14 protein-coding genes and 1 pseudogene are annotated in these 18,784 nt (G+C 31.1%); 9 read left to right on the forward strand and 6 right to left on the reverse strand.

What is annotated here, in order from left to right; genetic code table 11:
• Positions 1-35 precede the first annotated feature (35 nt).
• Positions 36-257: pseudogene (locus FWJ34_RS05025) on the reverse strand (hypothetical protein); the annotation flags it as partial.
• Between the two features lie 122 nt (positions 258-379).
• Here FWJ34_RS05025 and FWJ34_RS05030 point away from each other — a divergent pair.
• The 8 genes from FWJ34_RS05030 (at position 380) to FWJ34_RS05065 (ending at position 7,886) form a co-directional block, all read left to right on the forward strand.
• On the forward strand, positions 380-763 hold the full coding sequence (locus tag FWJ34_RS05030) for an EamA family transporter (protein ID WP_396231685.1): 384 nt from the start codon (positions 380-382) through the stop codon (positions 761-763).
• Between the two features lie 23 nt (positions 764-786).
• Positions 787-1,914 (forward strand): FAD-dependent oxidoreductase, encoded by a 1,128-nt coding sequence (locus tag FWJ34_RS05035; RefSeq protein WP_308254230.1) that lies wholly within the window; start codon positions 787-789, stop codon positions 1,912-1,914.
• A 10-nt stretch (positions 1,915-1,924) separates the two neighbouring features.
• Positions 1,925-2,929 (forward strand): glycosyltransferase family 2 protein, encoded by a 1,005-nt coding sequence (locus tag FWJ34_RS05040; protein ID WP_308254231.1) that lies wholly within the window; start codon positions 1,925-1,927, stop codon positions 2,927-2,929.
• Between the two features lie 296 nt (positions 2,930-3,225).
• Entirely contained in the window at positions 3,226-3,411 is a 186-nt protein-coding gene (locus FWJ34_RS05045) for a type II toxin-antitoxin system HicA family toxin (RefSeq protein WP_308254232.1), read from the forward strand.
• Between the two features lie 32 nt (positions 3,412-3,443).
• Complete coding sequence (locus tag FWJ34_RS05050; protein WP_308254233.1) at positions 3,444-4,253, forward strand: glycosyltransferase family 2 protein; 810 nt, start codon at positions 3,444-3,446, stop codon at positions 4,251-4,253.
• A 35-nt stretch (positions 4,254-4,288) separates the two neighbouring features.
• Positions 4,289-5,056 (forward strand): pyridine nucleotide transhydrogenase, encoded by a 768-nt coding sequence (locus tag FWJ34_RS05055; RefSeq protein ID WP_308254234.1) that lies wholly within the window; start codon positions 4,289-4,291, stop codon positions 5,054-5,056.
• 12 nt (positions 5,057-5,068) lie between these two features.
• Positions 5,069-7,036, forward strand: a complete 1,968-nt coding sequence (locus tag FWJ34_RS05060; RefSeq protein ID WP_308254235.1) for a hypothetical protein — start codon at positions 5,069-5,071, stop codon at positions 7,034-7,036.
• A 34-nt stretch (positions 7,037-7,070) separates the two neighbouring features.
• Positions 7,071-7,886 carry a sugar phosphate isomerase/epimerase gene (locus tag FWJ34_RS05065; RefSeq protein ID WP_308254236.1) on the forward strand — a complete coding sequence of 272 codons (816 nt, stop codon included), beginning with the start codon at positions 7,071-7,073 and terminating at the stop codon, positions 7,884-7,886.
• 28 nt (positions 7,887-7,914) lie between these two features.
• Here the strand turns inward: FWJ34_RS05065 and FWJ34_RS05070 are convergent, their stop codons facing one another.
• From FWJ34_RS05070 to FWJ34_RS05080, 3 genes are all read right to left on the reverse strand, one after another.
• Positions 7,915-11,307, reverse strand: a complete 3,393-nt coding sequence (locus FWJ34_RS05070; protein WP_308254237.1) for a tubulin-like doman-containing protein — start codon at positions 11,305-11,307, stop codon at positions 7,915-7,917.
• 418 nt (positions 11,308-11,725) lie between these two features.
• Positions 11,726-13,582, reverse strand: a complete 1,857-nt coding sequence (locus FWJ34_RS05075) for a phosphodiester glycosidase family protein (RefSeq protein WP_308254238.1) — start codon at positions 13,580-13,582, stop codon at positions 11,726-11,728.
• 242 nt (positions 13,583-13,824) lie between these two features.
• Positions 13,825-14,328, reverse strand: a complete 504-nt coding sequence (locus FWJ34_RS05080) for a hypothetical protein (RefSeq protein ID WP_308254239.1) — start codon at positions 14,326-14,328, stop codon at positions 13,825-13,827.
• Between the two features lie 652 nt (positions 14,329-14,980).
• Here FWJ34_RS05080 and FWJ34_RS05085 point away from each other — a divergent pair.
• Positions 14,981-16,702, forward strand: coding sequence for an ammonium transporter (locus FWJ34_RS05085; RefSeq protein WP_308254240.1), 1,722 nt, complete (start codon positions 14,981-14,983; stop codon positions 16,700-16,702).
• A 469-nt stretch (positions 16,703-17,171) separates the two neighbouring features.
• On the opposite strand, the gene FWJ34_RS05090 is transcribed toward FWJ34_RS05085, so the two are convergent.
• On the reverse strand, positions 17,172-17,987 hold the full coding sequence (locus tag FWJ34_RS05090; protein WP_308254241.1) for a lysophospholipid acyltransferase family protein: 816 nt from the start codon (positions 17,985-17,987) through the stop codon (positions 17,172-17,174).
• A 67-nt stretch (positions 17,988-18,054) separates the two neighbouring features.
• Positions 18,055-18,534 carry an MEKHLA domain-containing protein gene (locus tag FWJ34_RS05095; RefSeq protein WP_308254242.1) on the reverse strand — a complete coding sequence of 160 codons (480 nt, stop codon included), beginning with the start codon at positions 18,532-18,534 and terminating at the stop codon, positions 18,055-18,057.
• Positions 18,535-18,784: the final 250 nt, after the last annotated feature.

The following is an 18,784-nucleotide window of genomic DNA, read 5'->3' on the forward strand; positions in this document are numbered from 1 at the left end:
AGATAAAAGTCAAATCTAGTAAACTAGGAAAGCATTTAAGTTGTCTGGGAAAGAAAGGGGAAAGGGAATAGGGAATAGTTAAGAATTTGAGTCAACGCAAGGGGTAACAACAGGGCGTTTTCATTCTCGGGAAAGAAAAAAGAGGGGGGGATCAGGAGAGGTCTTCTAACAGAATAAAGTCTAGCACAAAAAGAAGTAATAATTGCCACAAAATCTTGCATTAAATCATCTTTTCTTTTTTCAGCTAAATTAACTACTACTTCTATATTTAGGTTCTTTTTACACTTTTATCTTTACCGCTTGAGATGGACAATCAATTGTTGCTCTCAATGCTTATTTACTCTATTATGACTCTAGAATTAATACCGTATCACAAAAAATTTTAATGAAGATGTCTAGTCTTAATCTATTTAATGTTTCCCTGATCATTCTCAGTATTATTTGTTCATCTACAGCCCAAATCATGCTTAAAATAGGCACTAATAGAATTGGCAATCAAATTAGTAATATTGTAGATTTTTTCCTGAAAGCGGCTTCTACTCCTCAAATTATAGCAGGAGTTTCTCTCCATGTTGGTGCATTGCTTTTTTGGTTACTCGCTTTAAGAAGGGTTGATGTTAGCTATGCTTATCCTTTTATTTCTCTGGGATTTGTTTTTGTTATGTTTATGTCTGCTATTTGGTTACGGGAAACCGTGAGTCTGGATAGAATTATCGGCGTGATTTTAATTCTAATGGGTATTATTTATGTTGCCCGTAGTTAATGATGATTGATGAAAATAACAGAATGACAGATTTAACTCAATATGATGCGGTAGTAATTGGAGGCGGTTTTTTTGGTTGTCAGTTATCCATCTATCTGAAACAATATCTTAACTCAGTTTTAATTATTGAAAGGGAATCAGACTTATTACAACGTGCCTCTTATAATAACCAAGCGAGGGTTCATAATGGCTATCACTACCCTAGAAGTATTTTAACTGCTTTGCGTTCTCGTATTAGTTTTCCCCGTTTTGTTGAAGAATATCGAGAATGTATTGATAGTGATTTTGTTAAATACTATGCCATCGGTAAAATTTTTTCTAAAGTCAATGCTAATCAATTTAAACTATTCTGCGATCGCATTCAAGCCCCCATTGAAAAAGCCGATTTAACCATTAAAAAATTATTTAATCCTAGTTTAATTGAAGAAGTCTTTTTAACCCAAGAATATGCTTTTGATGCTGTTAAACTCAAGGAAAGAGTATATTTTGACTTAGAAAAAGCAAAGATAAATTTACGATTAAATAGTGAAGTAATAAAACTTAAAAGAAATGAAAATAATGAATTAATTGAAGTATTTTATCAAGAAAAAAAACAAAATAATTATTTGGAACAAATAACCACTAAATATTTATTTAATTGTACCTATTCAGGCATAAATAATATTTTATCCGCATCAGAATTACCTACCATTCCCTTAAAACACGAATTGACAGAAATGGCATTAGTAGAAGTGCCTGATATTATTAAAGATATAGGAATTACCGTCATGTGTGGACCATTTTTTTCCATCATGCCTTTCCCCTCCCGTCACTTACATAGTCTTTCTCATGTGCGATATACCCCCCATTGTTACTGGCAAAACTCGGGAAATTATAGCCAAAATACAGATAAAATTTTTGAATATAGTATAAAAAAAAGTAACTATGCTTATATGATTAGGGATGCCAGTCGTTATATGCCATTGTTAGAAAACTCTCAATATCGAGACTCCCTCTGGGAAGTGAAAACCATATTACCACAAAGTGAAATCGATGACAGTCGCCCGATTTTATTCAAAAAACATCAAGGATTACAAAATTTAACTTGTATATTAGGAGGAAAAATTGATAATGTGTATGATATTCCCGCTCAACTTGATTTTTTAAATTAAAGTATCCTCTATGGCTGTTTCCGAATGCTTTATTTCCGTAATTGCCCCAGTATATAACGATAGTAAAATTATTGAATCCTTTATCGCTGAAGTTATCCCCTTATTACGACAAAATTATAGTAACTATGAATTAGTTATCGTTAATGACGACTCGGAAGACAACACCTTTGAAATCGTTACATCATTACTCAAAGAATATGAATGTATTAGAGTAATTAGCCTTTCCAAACACTTCGGCACAGAAATTGCCATTTCATCAGGGTTAGATTCTGTCATCGGCGATTTTGTAGTTGTATTATTACCGGCATCCGATCCCACCCATCTGATTCCCGAATTAGTAGAAAAGTGTCGTCAAGGTACAGATATATTAATAGGAATCAAAAAAAACCGTCAAGATGAGCCTTTATGGATGAAAATAGGTGCTAATTTATTTTACTGGTTATGCACAAAAATTCTCAAAATTCTTCTCACAAAAAACGCCACAGAATTTAGAGTTTTAAGCCGTCAAGCAATTAATGCCTTATTGCAAGTAGAAGATAAATATCGTTATCTAAGACTTTTAAGTAACTATATAGGATATAAAAGCAATACCTTTATTTATGAACCCATTAAAAGATATAAAAAAATAAAAAATCGAGGATTATGGGAATCAATTTATTTAGGATTAAGACTGATTTTTCTTAACTCCGCCCATCCCCTTCGATTTGCTAGTTATTTAAGTTTAGGTGCTAGTTTTTTTAACCTTTTATACATGGTTTATATTGCTGGTGTTTATCTGATTAAAGATAAAGTTGTGGAAGGTTGGGTGACACTTTCTTTACAAAATAGTGTGATGTTTTTTTTCATATCTGTTATATTAGCCATTTTATGCGAATATATTGGTTTAATTCTGAGTAAATCAAGAGGTTGGTCAGCTTATTATATCTTAGAAGAAAAAACAAGTTCTGTGTTAGTTTCTCAAGAAGAAAGACCAAATATTGTACAAGAATCAAAGGAGATAAAACTTTCAAATTAAGCTAACATAGTAATGTTTTAAATTATAATTTAAGATCATGAATTTTTATACAATAGTTATTAGAAAAAGTCAAAAATATTGGATTTCACTTTGTTTATAAAATGGTTTAGTAGTACAAGAAGAAACTGACGAAAAAGTCGTTGAAAAACTTTTAGAGGCGATCGCTTCTTTTTCTGCTATTTATGAATTAGAAAAAAATGTTTATTCTCAACCTATTGCTATTGAGGAATTGCATGAATTTTTAACAATAGAAGAACAAGAAGAAAAAACAGATATTTATGAATTAAAAAAAGTCTATGCCTAAAAATATACCCTCTTTAAAACCAAAAGAACTGATTAAAATTTTAGAAAAGGCAGGATGTAAATATTATCGAGAGGGAAAAGGGGATCATCGTTTATATGTTCGTGAATTTCAAAGTCAAAAAAGAATTGTCTCCTCCCTATGTTTTAAGAATTTTTCGACAATTTGGTTTTACAGATGATGAAATTGAAACCTTAATAAAATAAGAAAAATATGACTAATAATCAAAACGATTTAAACTTCCATAATTGGCAATTACCAAATTATTTAACCAGTGAAATTGCTCAAAAAAAAAGTAAATATTGTGTCTGTATTTTTGTGATTAATGAAGGAGAAAAAATCCAAAAACAATTACAAAAAATGCAAGATATTTCCCAAAATATTGATATTATTATTGCCGATGGTGGTAGTACAGATGATTCTTTGAATCTTGATTTTCTGAAAAATGTTCATATAAGAACATTATTAACCAAGCAAGACAGGGGAAAGTTAAGTACACAGATGCGTATGGCGTTTGCTTATGCTTTAATGGAAGGTTATGAGGGAATTATCACTATTGATGGTAACAACAAGGATGACCCTAGTGCAATCCCTATGTTTGTCGAAGCCTTAGAGCAAGGATATGATCATATTCAAGGCTCAAGGTTTATACCTGGAGGAAAAGCCATTAATACTCCTTGGGCGAGATATTGGGCGGTGAGGTTGATTCATGCACCTTTAATTAGTCTTGCTAGTGGTTTTAAATACACAGATACAACGAATGGTTTTCGTGGCTATAGTCGTCAATTTTTACTCGATGAAAAAGTTGCCCCTTTTAGGGATGTTTTTTCCGCTTATGAATTACACTATTATTTAGCGATTCGATCAGTAAAATTAGGTTATAAAGTAAAAGAATTACCTGTTACTAGAGCATATCCCAATCAAGGACCTACTCCCACAAAAATTTCGCCTATTAAGGGTAATTTAATTGTTTTATTAACTCTATTTAAAGCCTGTTTACATCAATTTAATCTTAAAAAATAATTATAAAACTAATTAATAAATAACTAAAAATAAATATGAAAAAAGCTATTATTGGTTATACTGGATTTGTAGGAAATAATGTGATTTCTCAAACATATTTTGATGATTTTTATAACTCTAAAAATATTGAATCTATCAAAGGGAAAAAATATGATTTAGTTGTTTGTGCCGGAACTCCTGCCGTTAAATGGTTGGCAAATAAAGAACCTATTAAAGATAAAGAAAACCTAAAATTTTTAATGGATTGTTTATCAGAATTATCAACCAATAAACTAATTTTAATTTCTACTGTTGACGTTTATCCTAATCCCATCAATGTAGATGAAGATACAATTATTGATGAGAAAATTTTACAACCTTATGGCAAACATCGTCTTGAATTAGAAAATTTTGTTAGAGATAAATTTGATAGTTTAATTATTCGTTTACCCGGTTTATTTGGTAAAGGTTTGAAAAAAAATATTATCTATGATTTTATGAATGATAATATCGGTGATTGGATTAACAAAGATAGTGTTTTTCAATTCTATAATTTAGCTAATCTTTGGCAGGATATTGCGATCGCCCTTGATCATAATTTAGAATTAATTAACTTTGCCACTGAACCTATAAGCGTTGCCGAAGTAGCAAAAGAAGCCTTTGGATTGAAATTTAATCATACTCCAGAAACCAATCCCGCTTACTATGATATGCAAACTAAATATGCAGATTTATTTAATCACAATAATCTTAAATATTTATCTACCAAATCTCAGACTCTTGAAGAAATTAAAGACTTTATAAGTAGTCAAAATTTAAAATAAAAAATATAAGATATGAATAAATTTATTAAAGATATTAACATTAAGCAATATCTAATTATTAGCATTAGTTTAATAATTCCTTTTCTTGTTTATAGCAGTATTTTAATGATTGATTTACCGAACAATATAGGAGAATTAATTAGACATGAAGTGTCTTGGTTATTAATCATTTTTGCTGGGTTATTATATCTCAGTTATAGCTTGAAAGGATGGTTAGGAATATCTCTAAACTTAACTACCACTTTAGCATTATTTGCTTTACCTCTTGCTAGATTGTGGAGTACTGGTGTAAGTGAATCTTTCCTTTTAGCTGGTTTATTTCCCTGGAGTGATGCCAATAGTTATTACAGGCATACTAAAAATATTTTACAAGGATTAACCATGATAAATAGTGTTCACAATTCCAGACCTATGTTTGTGGGATGGTTGTCATTTTTGTTAAAATTAACCGAGCAAAATTTACAGATTACCATTGGTATAATAACAGTCTTAATTGCCATTGCCTGTTTCTTTTTGAGTGAAGAAATTAAGGAAATATACGGAAAAATGGCGGCGATTTTAACCGTTATTTGCTTATTCATTTATATTAGACCTTTAATCGGTTCTTTGATGACAGAAAATATTGGTTTATGTCTAGGAATCTTGAGTTTTGCCCTTTTATTAAGAGGTGCAAGACAAATGAATATGAATATAACTTTATTAGGTATCTTCATTTTAACCATTGCCCTGAATGCTCGTGTTGGCACGTTTTTTGTGTTGCCAAGTCTCTTACTATGGGGAAGTTATCTTTTTCGCACCTCAAAATTATTTTCAGAAAAATTTTTTGGTTGGGGAATTGTGGTTATCTTACTCGGTTTTATTCTTAATTCTCTTTTATTAAAAATAATTGGACATCCTGAAACTAGCTCATCCTACGGTAATTTTGCCATTATGTTTTATGGAGTGATTACCGAAACAAATTGGACTCAAATTTATCAAGATTATCCGGAAATTAATCAATTAAAAGGTGCAGAATTTAGTGAGAAAACAAATCAAATTCTTTGGCAAACAATCATTAATAATCCTACCGATTCAGTGAAAGGTATTATTAAACAATGGACTAATTTTTTTACAAATCAATATAAATCTATTTTTTTTATTGAGAGAAACAGTTTAGAATTAATTTTGAGATTTTTAGGAGTTATTGGTTTAATATTCAGTTTATTAAATTTCAAAAGAAATCCTGTATCTTCTTTAATCTTGTTTTATTTTTTAGGAGTTTTTGCCTCAATTCCCTTTGCACCTATTCAAGATGGAGGGTTAAGAGTTTATGCCGCAACTATTGTTATTTTTCCTATTTTATCCGCTATAGGATTGTATTTACTTATATATATATATAATTCTTTTATTGTTCGTTATATTGACAATATTATACTTAAAAATAATTATCTTAATTCTAAGTTAAAACCATTATTTTTTTGTCATAATTCATCAGACAATTCATTAAATAAATTATGGATTAATCAAGACTTTGTTTTACCAACATTAAGTTTAGCATTAGTAATTATTAGTTTTTTTGCCCCTATTTTTATTAAACAAATTAATGCGATCGCACATAATTCTCAACTATTTTGCCCTGTAGGTTTAGAGAGTGCTTATTTTAGTTATAATTCGGGCTCGTATATTAATTTAGTTAGTGATGATGCCAGGGAAAATAGTCATTTACCGAATCTTAGAGTTAGTGATTTTCGGGAGGGTTTAAAAACTTTTGCCCCCTGGTTAACAGATGAGCCAAAAGCCTTAGCCACATTAAATGAAAATATAACTATAGTTGATATAACGATATTTAATATTTTTGGAAGTGAGTTTTTAATAATGCCATCAGAATTACTACCTGAAAAAAAAGGGAAAATTTTTGTTTGTGGCAAAAGAGAAAGTATTGGACAGTTAAATTTATTTTATGGGAAGAATTTAAAGTCTATTTCCTCTAAAATAGATTAATCATTAAAGATTAATTATACAATTGATTAAGATTATGAAAATTGCAATTTCTAACATCGCATGGCAACTAGAAGAAGAAGAAATCATTGCTAATATTATGCAAGATTTAAACATCAAAGGAGTGGAAATAGCCCCGACAAAAATATGGGAGCAACCTCTTTGCCCTACGGATGATGAAATCAAATCTTATCGAAATTTTTGGAATAGTAAAAACATCGAAATTGTTTCCCTTCAAGCCCTTTTATTTGGGAGAAATGATCTAACTATTTTTGATGATCAAAATACCAGACAAGCAACTCTTAATTATCTCAAAGAAATGATGAATTTAGGAAGTAAATTAGGGGCGAGAGTGTTAGTTTTTGGCTCTCCTAAAAATAGAAATATTGGTAACTTAAAAGTAGAAGAAGCTCAAATAATCGCTCAAGACTTTTTTTATCAATTAGGAGAATTTGCCTTAAAAAAAGGAGTTATTTTCTGCATTGAACCGAATCCCACTATCTACAACTGTAATTTTGTGATTAATAGTCAACAAGGTTTAGAATTAGTCACAAAGGTTAATAGTGATGGTTTTGGATTGCATTTAGACAGTGCTGGTATGACGTTAAGTGAGGAAAATATTAAACCAGCTTTGACAAATGCTATTGATAAGTTATGCCATTTTCACATGAGTGAGCCTTATTTAGGCCAAGTGGGAGATAATCAAGTTAATCATCTCATTTTTGCCCAAACTTTACGGAGTCTTAATTATCAGCATTGGGTATCCATTGAAATGAAAACTCAACATCCGGCTGATAATGTTTCTGCGGTGACTAAGGCTTTAAAAAGTGCGATTAAGCATTACAGAAAATAAAATAAAAACGAACTGCTAACATTAATAGTTATAAACCGCTAATAAATTTTTTAGCTTTTTTAAATTCATCGTCATCTAACATTCCTTTTTCATACCATTGCATTAATTGAAGTATTGTTATACCTTCCCATTTCTTGCGAAATTCTTGATCATTTTCTTCTATAACTTTAGTTAAGTTACCATATAAAGGCTCAGAAATTACATTTGCTTCTAAAACATCATTATTATTATGTTGATTATTAGTTCTTTTTCCATTATTATTATCATTATTTTCTGAAGTTAATAATTGTTTTTTCTTGTGACTATTTCCTGATAATAATTTAGGATTTTGATTGACATTTTCTCTTTGTTGTGCATCATTGACAATTGCTACAAATCGATCATATATTCTTTTTAATAGTCCATCTTTACCTAAGGAAGTTCGATCAGCTTTTTCTCCTAAAACCAGTTTTTTCTGATTAAAATTAATATCATATTCCGTTAATTTTTCTAATTCATCGACAAAATTTATGAGAGTGGGATAATAAATTTCTTGGAATAAATGAGGATTTTCTTTTACTTCTTCCTCGATATTTTTTACACTATCTATTAAGTAATTTTTGATAGTTTCATTTTGACTAATAGTTTCCAAACTTTCCTCCCAAATACCACTAATTTCAACTTGATAAAATTCACCTCTAAATTTATCTTCTAATTGTAAATAGTAGTTATTATTATGATTTGTTTTTTGGATTTTTCCAAAAGCTAAACAGGTATAAAAATTATCCTGCAATAATTCCATATCTCGCCCTTCTGGAGGAATTATATCTAAAAAGAAAACTTGAGAATCATTATGTAGATTATAACCATCATAGAGGCGTTTTTGTCGATCATACTGTTCTCTTAATTCCTTTAAACCATTAACAATACGCAAAGGAAAACCAGCAAATTCTTTGATAATAACTATCTCATTTTTCGTTTGCAAAGGAATAATTACATCAGAATTAATGCCAATGCTTTGAGTAATTAAGTCTCGAAATTGTTTATTTTCTCTATCATCAGTTTGTTTAAAACCGATAATTTGTTTGGTTTTATCAGCATCATTAACAAAGTAAGGGGCGTTACTATTTAAAGGTAATAAAACATCTCCTTCATCGATAATTTGTTTAAGGCGAGTTTGCCCATCAGAAAAAGGATATTTTTGGATAAAACGATTGACTACTGACTCGGTTAAATCAAAAGTTTTATCGCCGAATTTTGCCTCTATATTAGCGTCAATGGTTTTACTTAATTCTTGATTATCAATGATTCTTTCTGCTGTAAAAAAGTACAATAAAGACGTTGGTAAAGTAGCACTTTCATTAATTTTATGACTCACTTCTACTAATAAATTTTTTCTTTCTCGATCAGGCAACAAAGTTTGATAATATTGATCATTATCATCAGCTTCAAAAATAGCTTCTCCATTAATTTCATCATCATCAATGTGACTTAAATCTTCTCCTTTACGGTTATAAAATCCTTCTAAATCTTGCAGGAGATTATAAAAATTACTTGCCTGAATTTTTAAATGTTGTACTAATTGTAATAAGTTATTAGCTATTTTAAGAGCTTCATCGGTTAAAGTTAAATCAAAGTTACGTTGAATTAGTTTATTCACCTCTTGGATACTTTGACTGGCTTCCTCTTGAAATTCTTTATTTTTAGTATTATTTGATTTGCCACCGATGCCTAAAAAACGCTTTTTATCAGTTTCAATATCTTCAAATATTTGACAAGAATCTTGCCATTTTTTATCGACATTTTCAACGGTAATAAAGGCAGTTGCTTTCTGTTTCTCTTCTTCTAATTCTCTGGCATATTCATTCAATTTAGTTAATAATGCTTCTAGCCAACCTCGACTATTATCTAAGGCAAAATGAGGATGAGAAGGCTCAAGTAAAATTGCTAAATAGTCTATAATATCCTGATTGAATTGTTTTTCTAATTTTTGACTATTTTTTTGTAATTGAGTTAACCATGCACCCCTAATATTTTCCGTTTCTCCGGGTTGCACTTTTTTAAATTGACTTTTTAACTCACTACGCATTTTATCAATAAATCTTTGTCTATCTTCGGCATTTTTACAGTTATCAATCTCTCCTTGATTTTTACTTAGCCAATTTTTTAGTATTTGTTTAAACGTCTTATCATTTTCTTGGGTGATTGCCTCTAATCTAGCTTTAAAAATATTTCTAGTATCTTCATTTTTTGACTGCCAATTTAATAAAAATTTATCTAACAATTCTCTCGAATCTGGGCTTTGCCCTTCTCCATATAACCAAAAGTTAAGTAATTTGATTTGGACTTTATTTAAACAGATAGCAATAGTTAAATCTCGAGGGAAATAAATTTTTGATAATCCAAAGGTTAAATATCTTTGGGCATTGGGGCGAGGATGTTCATCATAAACGCTAAAATATTTTTTAACATTATCTCGATGGCCTTTAATATTAATGGATATTTCTTCAGCAAAATCAGCGAATATTTTATGAGCAATTACTTGAGATAACTTATCTTTTTTAACTATTTTATGCCCACTATTAGTACGATTTCCGATTAAATAAACAAAATCAAAAGGAGGGCGATTTTCGTTAACAGAAAATAAATTGACAGGATCATAAACAGCATTAAATGTTGTGCCTTGAGCGGTATAATAATTTAATTCTTTTAAAGCGGCATAGGTATTAGCTTTAACACTAGCCGTATTGCCGTATAATTCCGGTGCAATAATCAGATAAGCGGTTATTTCGCTATCAATTTCATAACCGTATTTCTCTCTTAAACTATAAGCTATATCAATATATGTACCACTTCCGGTACCACCACATAGCGAACCGACAATGATAATATTCGTACCTGAATCGACTACAATATTTTTATTGAGTAGCTTTTGTGCGTGACCAACTGTAGCATTATCCGCAGTATCAATGGCATTTTGAATTTTGCTATAATTATGAAAGAAAGCTAGTCTGCCTACAGGGCGAATCGCCCCGGCACCGTTTTCAATGGATTTAACATCTTTTAATATTTGCTTGGGAAACCACGAACCGATATGATCATATGGTGATTGTCTTTCATGGGGATTGCGTCTTTCTAAACCTTTACTTAAATCATCGATTTCCTGTTTATTCATGGTAGCAGTAACAGTTTCTGCTGGTTTGAATAAGATATTTTCGCCGTGATAGGTGTCACCAGTTTTTAATCCTGTGGTTTGAGAGGCATTTTTATCGGTGTCAATATGCACGAAACTAACTACGGGTAACTGGCTTAGTTTACCATAGCGATCAACAATTAAACGACGAATCTGCATTAAAATATCTCTACCAGTACCGCCTAAGCCAATACAAATGGTACGCTTAATATTAAGAGTTTTGATGTCAGTTTGATTATTGTTTGCCATAATGGGTGAGGATAACTGAATATGTTTTTATCGTCTTAAAAAATATTTTAAACTTTTAGAAGAAGAGATGGCATTATTTTTTGTAATCTAATAAGTATATAAAATATTATAGTTTTTTAATTAGAGGTTAGTGAAAAAGTGGTGTCGTTAAGGTAGGGAAAAGGAAAAAGGTAAGAGTTTTAATGGTTTTTATTGTTAGAATTTGAGAATGTAAATACATATTACTTACCTAGTTTTTCACTAAACAAGGAGTTTAAACCCCTTGCTAAAACTGCGGATTTTTTTGGCAATGTATTATGTTAAATCCCCGATTTTTATAGCCTTCTGATTAATTCAGCATACCCTAATTAATAATCGTGAAATAGGTATTTGCCAAATAATTTTTTCCCTCCTAATTCGTCATGTCTCATTCTTCCAATTATTTTTGACGATAAAACACCCCTATACCATTATGCACCCTTGCGGCAGTGGCGGGAGAACGATCGACAATTGCACCGCCTAAATACATTTGTGTTGAACTGCCACCATCTAAATTTAAAGCTGATACTGCACCGATTTTGAGTAAAATTGCCGCAAATTCTGACAATGTAACTCCTAAACCACCAACTCGATTATGAATTGCTACCAATAAAATTTTACCTTGATTATCTACCGCAATGGCACTACGGGAGGCTTTTTGAGTGTTAAAGGCTTTGCTAAATTTTTCTGTCTCTCCATTTAAAACAATTTGACGATTTAAGAGTAAAAGAGGACCAGCTCCGATAATATAAGGATAAGTAGCGAAATTAGCGGGAATTGTGCCAGTATTTAAAGTTATTTGGTCATTAATATCCAATTTTGCCGCTAAACTTTTAGCGCTTCTAAATACTAAAAGATAGTTTTTTGGTTGAATGACGATGGAATCTTCCCCAGCTTTACCACCGACAATTTTATCTTTAACGAGATTATTTTCAACAATGAAGACAATTTCATTATCACTTAGGGTAGTGTAATTCAATCCCCAACTAGAAGTATAACGAGCAACTCCGGCTTGAATATAACCACTATTGATGTAATTATTAATAAAACGATCACCTTTGGTAGTAGTAATTATTTCTTCTAACATTATGCGATCAAATTTTACCTCTCCCATATCATTCCATGCCATGATACAACGATTTAAAATGGGACTAGATAACCAATTATCACGGTTTTTAATTACACCTAAAGGTAACTGATTATTACGGTTAAAAAACCCTGCATTAATAGCAGCTATTGCTTCTGAATTTTGAGCAGTAGTTTTTAAAGGTGCAGTACCAATTACGGTGTTATTATTAGCTAAAATTGGTTGTAAATTCAAGTTAAAACTTTTAAGATTTAGAGTAAGAGAAGATACTAAAAATAAATCAGAGTTATTGTTTAAACTGACATACTTTTTACTGAAAAATAAGTCATTATGCCAATTAATATCTCTGGTAGTAATAGCAGAAGGGTTAATATCTACTAATAAAAGATTCGGATTAGCTGAAGTAACTTTTACATTATTTCCAGCCGGTAAATTTAAATTAATTAACGTTTTATCATCTTTACTACTAACTGAAAATAAAGTACTTGTAGGGGAGAGATTATCATTTCTTATTTCGTCGCCTTCTTCTTCTTGAATCCCAGAATTTTCTAAAGGCTTAAGGGGTTTAATATCATCAAATAAAGTATTACTAGGTTGCCCATTAATGGTAATAATAGCTTGTTCTTTTCCTTGACTAACTTGAAAAAAACTGGGCTTATCTAACTCAATAATAATTTTTTTACCTTGATTTGCTTGAATTTCATAAATTTTATTAACTTGGCTGATAGGAAGATTCAACTCTAAAATATTACTATTATTATTAATTTGAAGAGGAGTCGTTTTCGTTAAATCAGTAATATCCAAATAGCGATAAGGATTAATAAATTTAGCAGGTAAAGTATTCTGATAATTAAACCAATGAATCGGTTGTTTTTCTGTGTTAGTTGTACTCATTAATTCTATACCTAAAATTGCTTCTGCACTCATATCAGCAATCCCTGTATGAATTTCATTCTTTTCTTGCCACTGTATCCAAGGAAGATTGACGGTTTTTTGATTGATGATAACATCTCTACCTTTGCCAATAATATTTAAAGGTGAAGATTGAGCAAAAACTGGACTTAAAAATTTACCTGTAATAAGATGAGGAATATTGCCGATAAAGTTAACGATAAATACTGATAAAAAAATTAGCAACAAAAATTTAGACTTAGCAAATGGTTTAACCATAATTTTTATAAAAATAGAATACAGCAATTCTAATAGATTGTTAAAATAAAAGAGTTCACCTTCAAAAATTTTAAAATAGTTTGTAGTAAGGGATTTATCTCGCAATTTTTCTAATATTTACAACTGTCTAACTAAGAAACTAAGACGCAAATAATTAAATAATAGTTGCCGACAACTTTGATAATTTCCTCTTTTATAGTCTTCTTCATCTCTTCATTTTCTCGGTTTCTAGTTTTCGTCTCTTATAGTTGATAACCTTGTAAACTTTCAGGATTGAAACTATTTAAAATATTTTTAGCTTTATTTTTGATATTGTCATTGCCTTCTACAATCAACAGATATTTACCAAGTTTAAGACGATTAAGAAAAGGTATCATTTCTCCAGTATTTTCCATTAAACTACCACTTCCTCCCACAAAAAAACTACCCATAGCACCACCTATAGCCACTAAAATACCGCCTATAATATGATTAAAAGGCTCACCTGCCCAACCAAAAGTATCAATAGTGGTAATGGCATCAAAAGTAAAACCACCAAAAAAACCAAAAGGAATTAACCAATAAGCCATTCTAATGATATTTTTGCGCCCTTCAACACTAGGATCAAGAAAACCAACTTCTGCCGCAGTTTTATAACCTTTTCCCACAATTGATAATTGATTGAGGGGGATTCCCACTTTTTCTAAGGCTGTGTAGGCTTCTTCTGCTTGAATTCTATCGGATAACACAGCTATTAAATAATTCATATTTTAACTATATTTTAATTAAGTTTTTGAGAGCTAATTATATCAGATAGATTTAAAATAAGCACTAGACGCATTTAACTTACATTTTTTTCTAATAATAAAAACTCTTAACTATTACAAGAGTACCTATTGCCTACCCTCACCAGTCAACTTAGATGCAACTAGCTTACTATTGAATATTTACGATTAAGTTAATTACTATTGATTTTTAACTATCTATTTACTATTTATTATTCATTATTTACTATTTATTGAATCTAAGTGAGTGAGTAAAATTAATCGATGCCCTTTATTTTTCTCAAACCTATGATAAAAAGGGATAACAAGGAGTAACAATAGGTAACAAGAAGCAAAAAGAAGCAACAAGGGTTAACAAGGAGTAACAACTGGTAACAAAGAGCAACAAGTGGTAATAAGGAGTAACAACTGGTAACAAAGAGCAACAAGGGATAACAAGGGATAACAAGGAATAACAAGGGATAACAAGGGATAACAAGGGGCTTAAGCCCTTTGCATTGCATTGCCCCTATACAATTAATTTTGCATCAGCACTTATCATCAACTTTATAGTTCATAATAGTGTCTCATTTATCATTTAATTAACCAAAAAAATGTCATAAATATAGAGTTATTTTGGCACTCCTAGTTATTTATGATAGATCAACTTTGGTTATTGATTTGCTCAGGATTAGTCTTATTGATGCAAGGCGGTTTTATGTGTCTTGAGTCGGGTTTAACTCGCTCAAAAAATAGTATTAATGTCGCTGTTAAGAATTTTGCGGATTTTGCCGTCTCTGTATTATTATTTTGGGCTTTTGGTTATGCCTTAATGTTTGGATTTTCCCACAATGGTTGGTTTGGCACTAATAATTTTCTCTTCTCTTCTTCTTCTAAATCCTTAGAGGCTGTCTTTTTTATCTTTCAAGCCATGTTTTGTGGAACTTCTACTACTATTATTTCAGGTGCAGTAGCAGAGAGATTACAATTTTGGGCTTATTTAATTATTGCTATTCTGGTTTCAGGCTTGATTTATCCTTTATTTGGGCATTGGGCTTGGAATCAAAATGGTTGGTTAAAGGGAATAGGTTTTATTGATTTTGCTGGAAGCAGTGTTGTACATAGTATTGGGGCTTGGGTTAGTTTAGGTGCATTGATAGTTATTGGTGCTCGTAATGGGCGATTTTCCACAGAAAAAATTAATAAAATTCAAGGCTCAAATTTACCCTTTGCCGTGTTAGGTGCTTTACTTTTATGGGTAGGATGGATTGGTTTTAATGGTGGTAGCACCTTTGCTTTTAATACAAAAGTACCAAATGTTATTCTTCATACCATTCTTTCAGGAGTTGGAGGGATGATTTGCGGTATGATTCTCAGTCAATTTCAACATCAACGCATCGAAGTTGAAGAATTAATCAACGGTAGTCTTGCTGGATTAGTGGGAATTACCGCTAGTTGTCATGTTGTATCAAGCCCTATAGCTTTAATAATAGGTATTACCAGTGCCGGGGTAACTAATTTAGCCTCTTTTTCCCTCAAACGTTGGGGTATTGATGACGCCGTGGATGCTGTTCCAGTACATGGTGGTGCTGGAGTTTGGGGTACAATCTGTGTGGGGTTATTTGGAGATTTAGAGTTACTTAATCATAGTCGAGGTAGTCAAATTATAGTGCAATTGTTGGGGATAAGTGTTGCTTTTATATGGGCTTTTGGTTTAACTTTTATCTTACTCAATCTTCTAAATCGTTATTATGTTTTACGAGTCTCGGCAGAAGATGAAGAAGTAGGTTTAAATATTTCTGAACATGGAGCTAGTACTGATACCTATGAACTGTTTCAGGTGATGGATATACAAGCTCGAAATCATGATTTAACATTGCGTGTGCCTGTACAACCTTTTACAGAAATTGGACATATCGCCCACCGTTATAATCAAGTTATGGATGCCCTTGAAGTTAATCACCGTCAAAATGTAGAGTCTTTAGAAGAACTTTATACTATAACCGCTACAGCCGTATCCGCTATTGAAAATAACCACTTTCACCCCTCAGATTTTGATGATTTTTGCGATCGCCCGGATGATTTAGGAATTTTAGCACGAACACTGCAACAAATGTTAGAAATATTGAATAAACAACAAGAGGATTTAATCAGCGCTAAACAAGAGTTAAATTCAGCACAAGAACATAAACAAAACTTAATTCACGATATTATTAGTAAAATTTTAGAAACTCGTTTCCCTGATAATTCAGCCGAGATTATTCATTTAATTAACACCATTTCTTCGGCGGATAAAATCAATCTTATTCCCGAAACTTTAAGAGTAACAAAAATAGAAGAATTATCTTCCCTCGTCAAAAATTTAAGACAAAAATAAAGTTTGCAGGTGTTAGGAATGAGGTATTAGGTATCAGGTGTAGGGTTTTTTCAAAGTCGAGATAAAATTGTATATAGAGAATTCAATTTATTGGGGAAAACCCTCCGACTCGCAATGAAATAAATTTTATTGCTAATAGCGAGTACGTTAAATAAATTTAACTCAATTTTACTGAAAAATATCACAGTTTTTGATAATAATTCATTTTCTAATAATAAAAAATGCCTAGATTTCTTGCCAATTATAGTTTTGAATTAAATCAAATTTCGAGAATGAAAACGCCCTGTTTTTCAACTAGGGTATTTGATTGGGAGGCGATCGCCTTGGGCGGCACTCGGTGAGGGAATGGCTTAAAACTTTGATTTTTCTGTAACCTTAGGGAGATGGATTAGTCAAACTAGCTAATACTTTTGAACTAGGATGAATTGTCCCACCATCACCCTCTCACAAATGACAAATCACAAAATCCCTAATTATACAAACTATCTAACTCTTTTTGCATACTATTGACCACTAAATCATAACATTCTTGTACATAAAGGCGATCGCTACGAGCTTCTTCCCCATAACGCTGAAAATAAATAGGAGGACAAACTCTGGTGGTCATAGGAACAGGTAATGGTATATTAGGTAAAGGACCAAATGCTAAACCCCATGGTAAACCCAGATAAATAGGAAAAGTTTGAGGATCAAGATCTAAAATCCAAGGAAATAAGCCTTTTTTGTGAAGTTCTTTTACTTGTTCATATAAGTCAGCTAAGACAAAAATACTTTCATGGGCTCCTTTAGAAATTAAGGGTACAATAGGCAAAGAATAACGTAACGCCAATTTAATAAACCCTTTTCTACCGACGAATTTTATTTTATTTCTTTCTGAATAAGGACGAAATACGTCTTCAGCACCCCCGGGATAGACTAATATACTAGCATTATTTTCGATAGCGGCGATCGCCATTTTAGGATTGGCACGAATAGCCCCAGTTTTAGCCGCAATATTGGTTACACCTTGATAAGCCGTCCATGCAATAGGGTGCATTAAACCGTAGGCTAAACGATCAGTACCAAAGCGTTTAAACCAATCATACATCATCATGACCATATCAGGGGCAGCGATACCGCCATTATGAGAGCCGACTAATAACACTTGCCCTTCAGGGATGTTTTCCCAACCACTGGTTTCTACTCGAAAATAATATTTATAAAGTAATTTCCAAAAAGGCATTAATTGTTTAATTGTATCAGGATCTCTTTGGGTTAATGACCAACCGAAATGTTTTTTATCCACTGTAATAACGGAAAATTAAATTATCAATATATAAATTAAACAAGAAATAAAAAAATCAGCATAATAATTAATTGTTAACTGTTAATTCTTCCCATTGAGAAAATGTTGCAGCTTGTCCACAAAATTTATCTTCATTATCAGTTAAATTCCAGAGAATAATATCTTTTATATAATATTTTTTGCCGGTACTAGAAATTCTAACACCTCCATAATTAGTAATATAACCTTTAAGATTTGCTTCTTGTAATAATGCTTCTCTTTCTTCTCTTGATATGGGTTGAGTTGTATTTTTAGAAGGAGTTTTTATTAATTCTTCCCAACTCATTTCCCATAACATTAAGGCTTTTTGATTACCATAATTATAAAGAGGATCTTGATTATTATTATGAGATAAAACCACAAAATCAGCATTAAATAAATTTTTAGCTTGGGTTATTTCATCAATATTGATCCTAGTTATTAAAGGTTTTTTAAGCAATTTTTCATAACTATTTAAAATAATTTGTGTCCAGATAATAATTTCTTTTTTTTCCCAAATATTATTCATTTTTTTTATTTTGTTATCTAAAAACAACATTTAGAGAGATGATAAAGTACTTCTTTTTTTTTGGATAGAAAAATTCATGAAAATTAACTTAAATTTTAGAGAAATTCAACTTATACAGCATTCCTATAGCAATACTAAATCAGTTGTGAAATATTTAAAGATAGGAAATAATGTTTTACCTATTATTTAACAAGGGGTTTAAACCTCTTGCCTTTGAATTTGTAGTTCTTATTTTGCCACGAATCATTTA

It is taken from the genome of Geminocystis sp. GBBB08 (assembly GCF_016743215.1).
Classification (GTDB): Bacteria; Cyanobacteriota; Cyanobacteriia; order Cyanobacteriales; family Cyanobacteriaceae; genus Geminocystis.

Bases quoted from the DNA above. Each gene is read 5' to 3' on its own strand.
- FWJ34_RS05035 (WP_308254230.1), top strand. From the start codon at position 787: ATGACAGATTTAACTCAATATGATGCGGTAGTAATTGGAGGCGGTTTT.
- FWJ34_RS05040 (WP_308254231.1), top strand. From the start codon at position 1,925: ATGGCTGTTTCCGAATGCTTTATTTCCGTAATTGCCCCAGTATATAAC.
- FWJ34_RS05045 (WP_308254232.1), top strand. From the start codon at position 3,226: ATGCCTAAAAATATACCCTCTTTAAAACCAAAAGAACTGATTAAAATT.
- FWJ34_RS05050 (WP_308254233.1), top strand. From the start codon at position 3,444: ATGACTAATAATCAAAACGATTTAAACTTCCATAATTGGCAATTACCA.
- FWJ34_RS05055 (WP_308254234.1), top strand. From the start codon at position 4,289: ATGAAAAAAGCTATTATTGGTTATACTGGATTTGTAGGAAATAATGTG.
- FWJ34_RS05060 (WP_308254235.1), top strand. From the start codon at position 5,069: ATGAATAAATTTATTAAAGATATTAACATTAAGCAATATCTAATTATT.
- FWJ34_RS05065 (WP_308254236.1), top strand. From the start codon at position 7,071: ATGAAAATTGCAATTTCTAACATCGCATGGCAACTAGAAGAAGAAGAA.
- FWJ34_RS05070 (WP_308254237.1), bottom strand. From the start codon at position 11,307: ATGGCAAACAATAATCAAACTGACATCAAAACTCTTAATATTAAGCGT.
- FWJ34_RS05075 (WP_308254238.1), bottom strand. From the start codon at position 13,582: ATGGTTAAACCATTTGCTAAGTCTAAATTTTTGTTGCTAATTTTTTTA.
- FWJ34_RS05080 (WP_308254239.1), bottom strand. From the start codon at position 14,328: ATGAATTATTTAATAGCTGTGTTATCCGATAGAATTCAAGCAGAAGAA.
- FWJ34_RS05085 (WP_308254240.1), top strand. From the start codon at position 14,981: ATGATAGATCAACTTTGGTTATTGATTTGCTCAGGATTAGTCTTATTG.
- FWJ34_RS05095 (WP_308254242.1), bottom strand. From the start codon at position 18,534: ATGAATAATATTTGGGAAAAAAAAGAAATTATTATCTGGACACAAATT.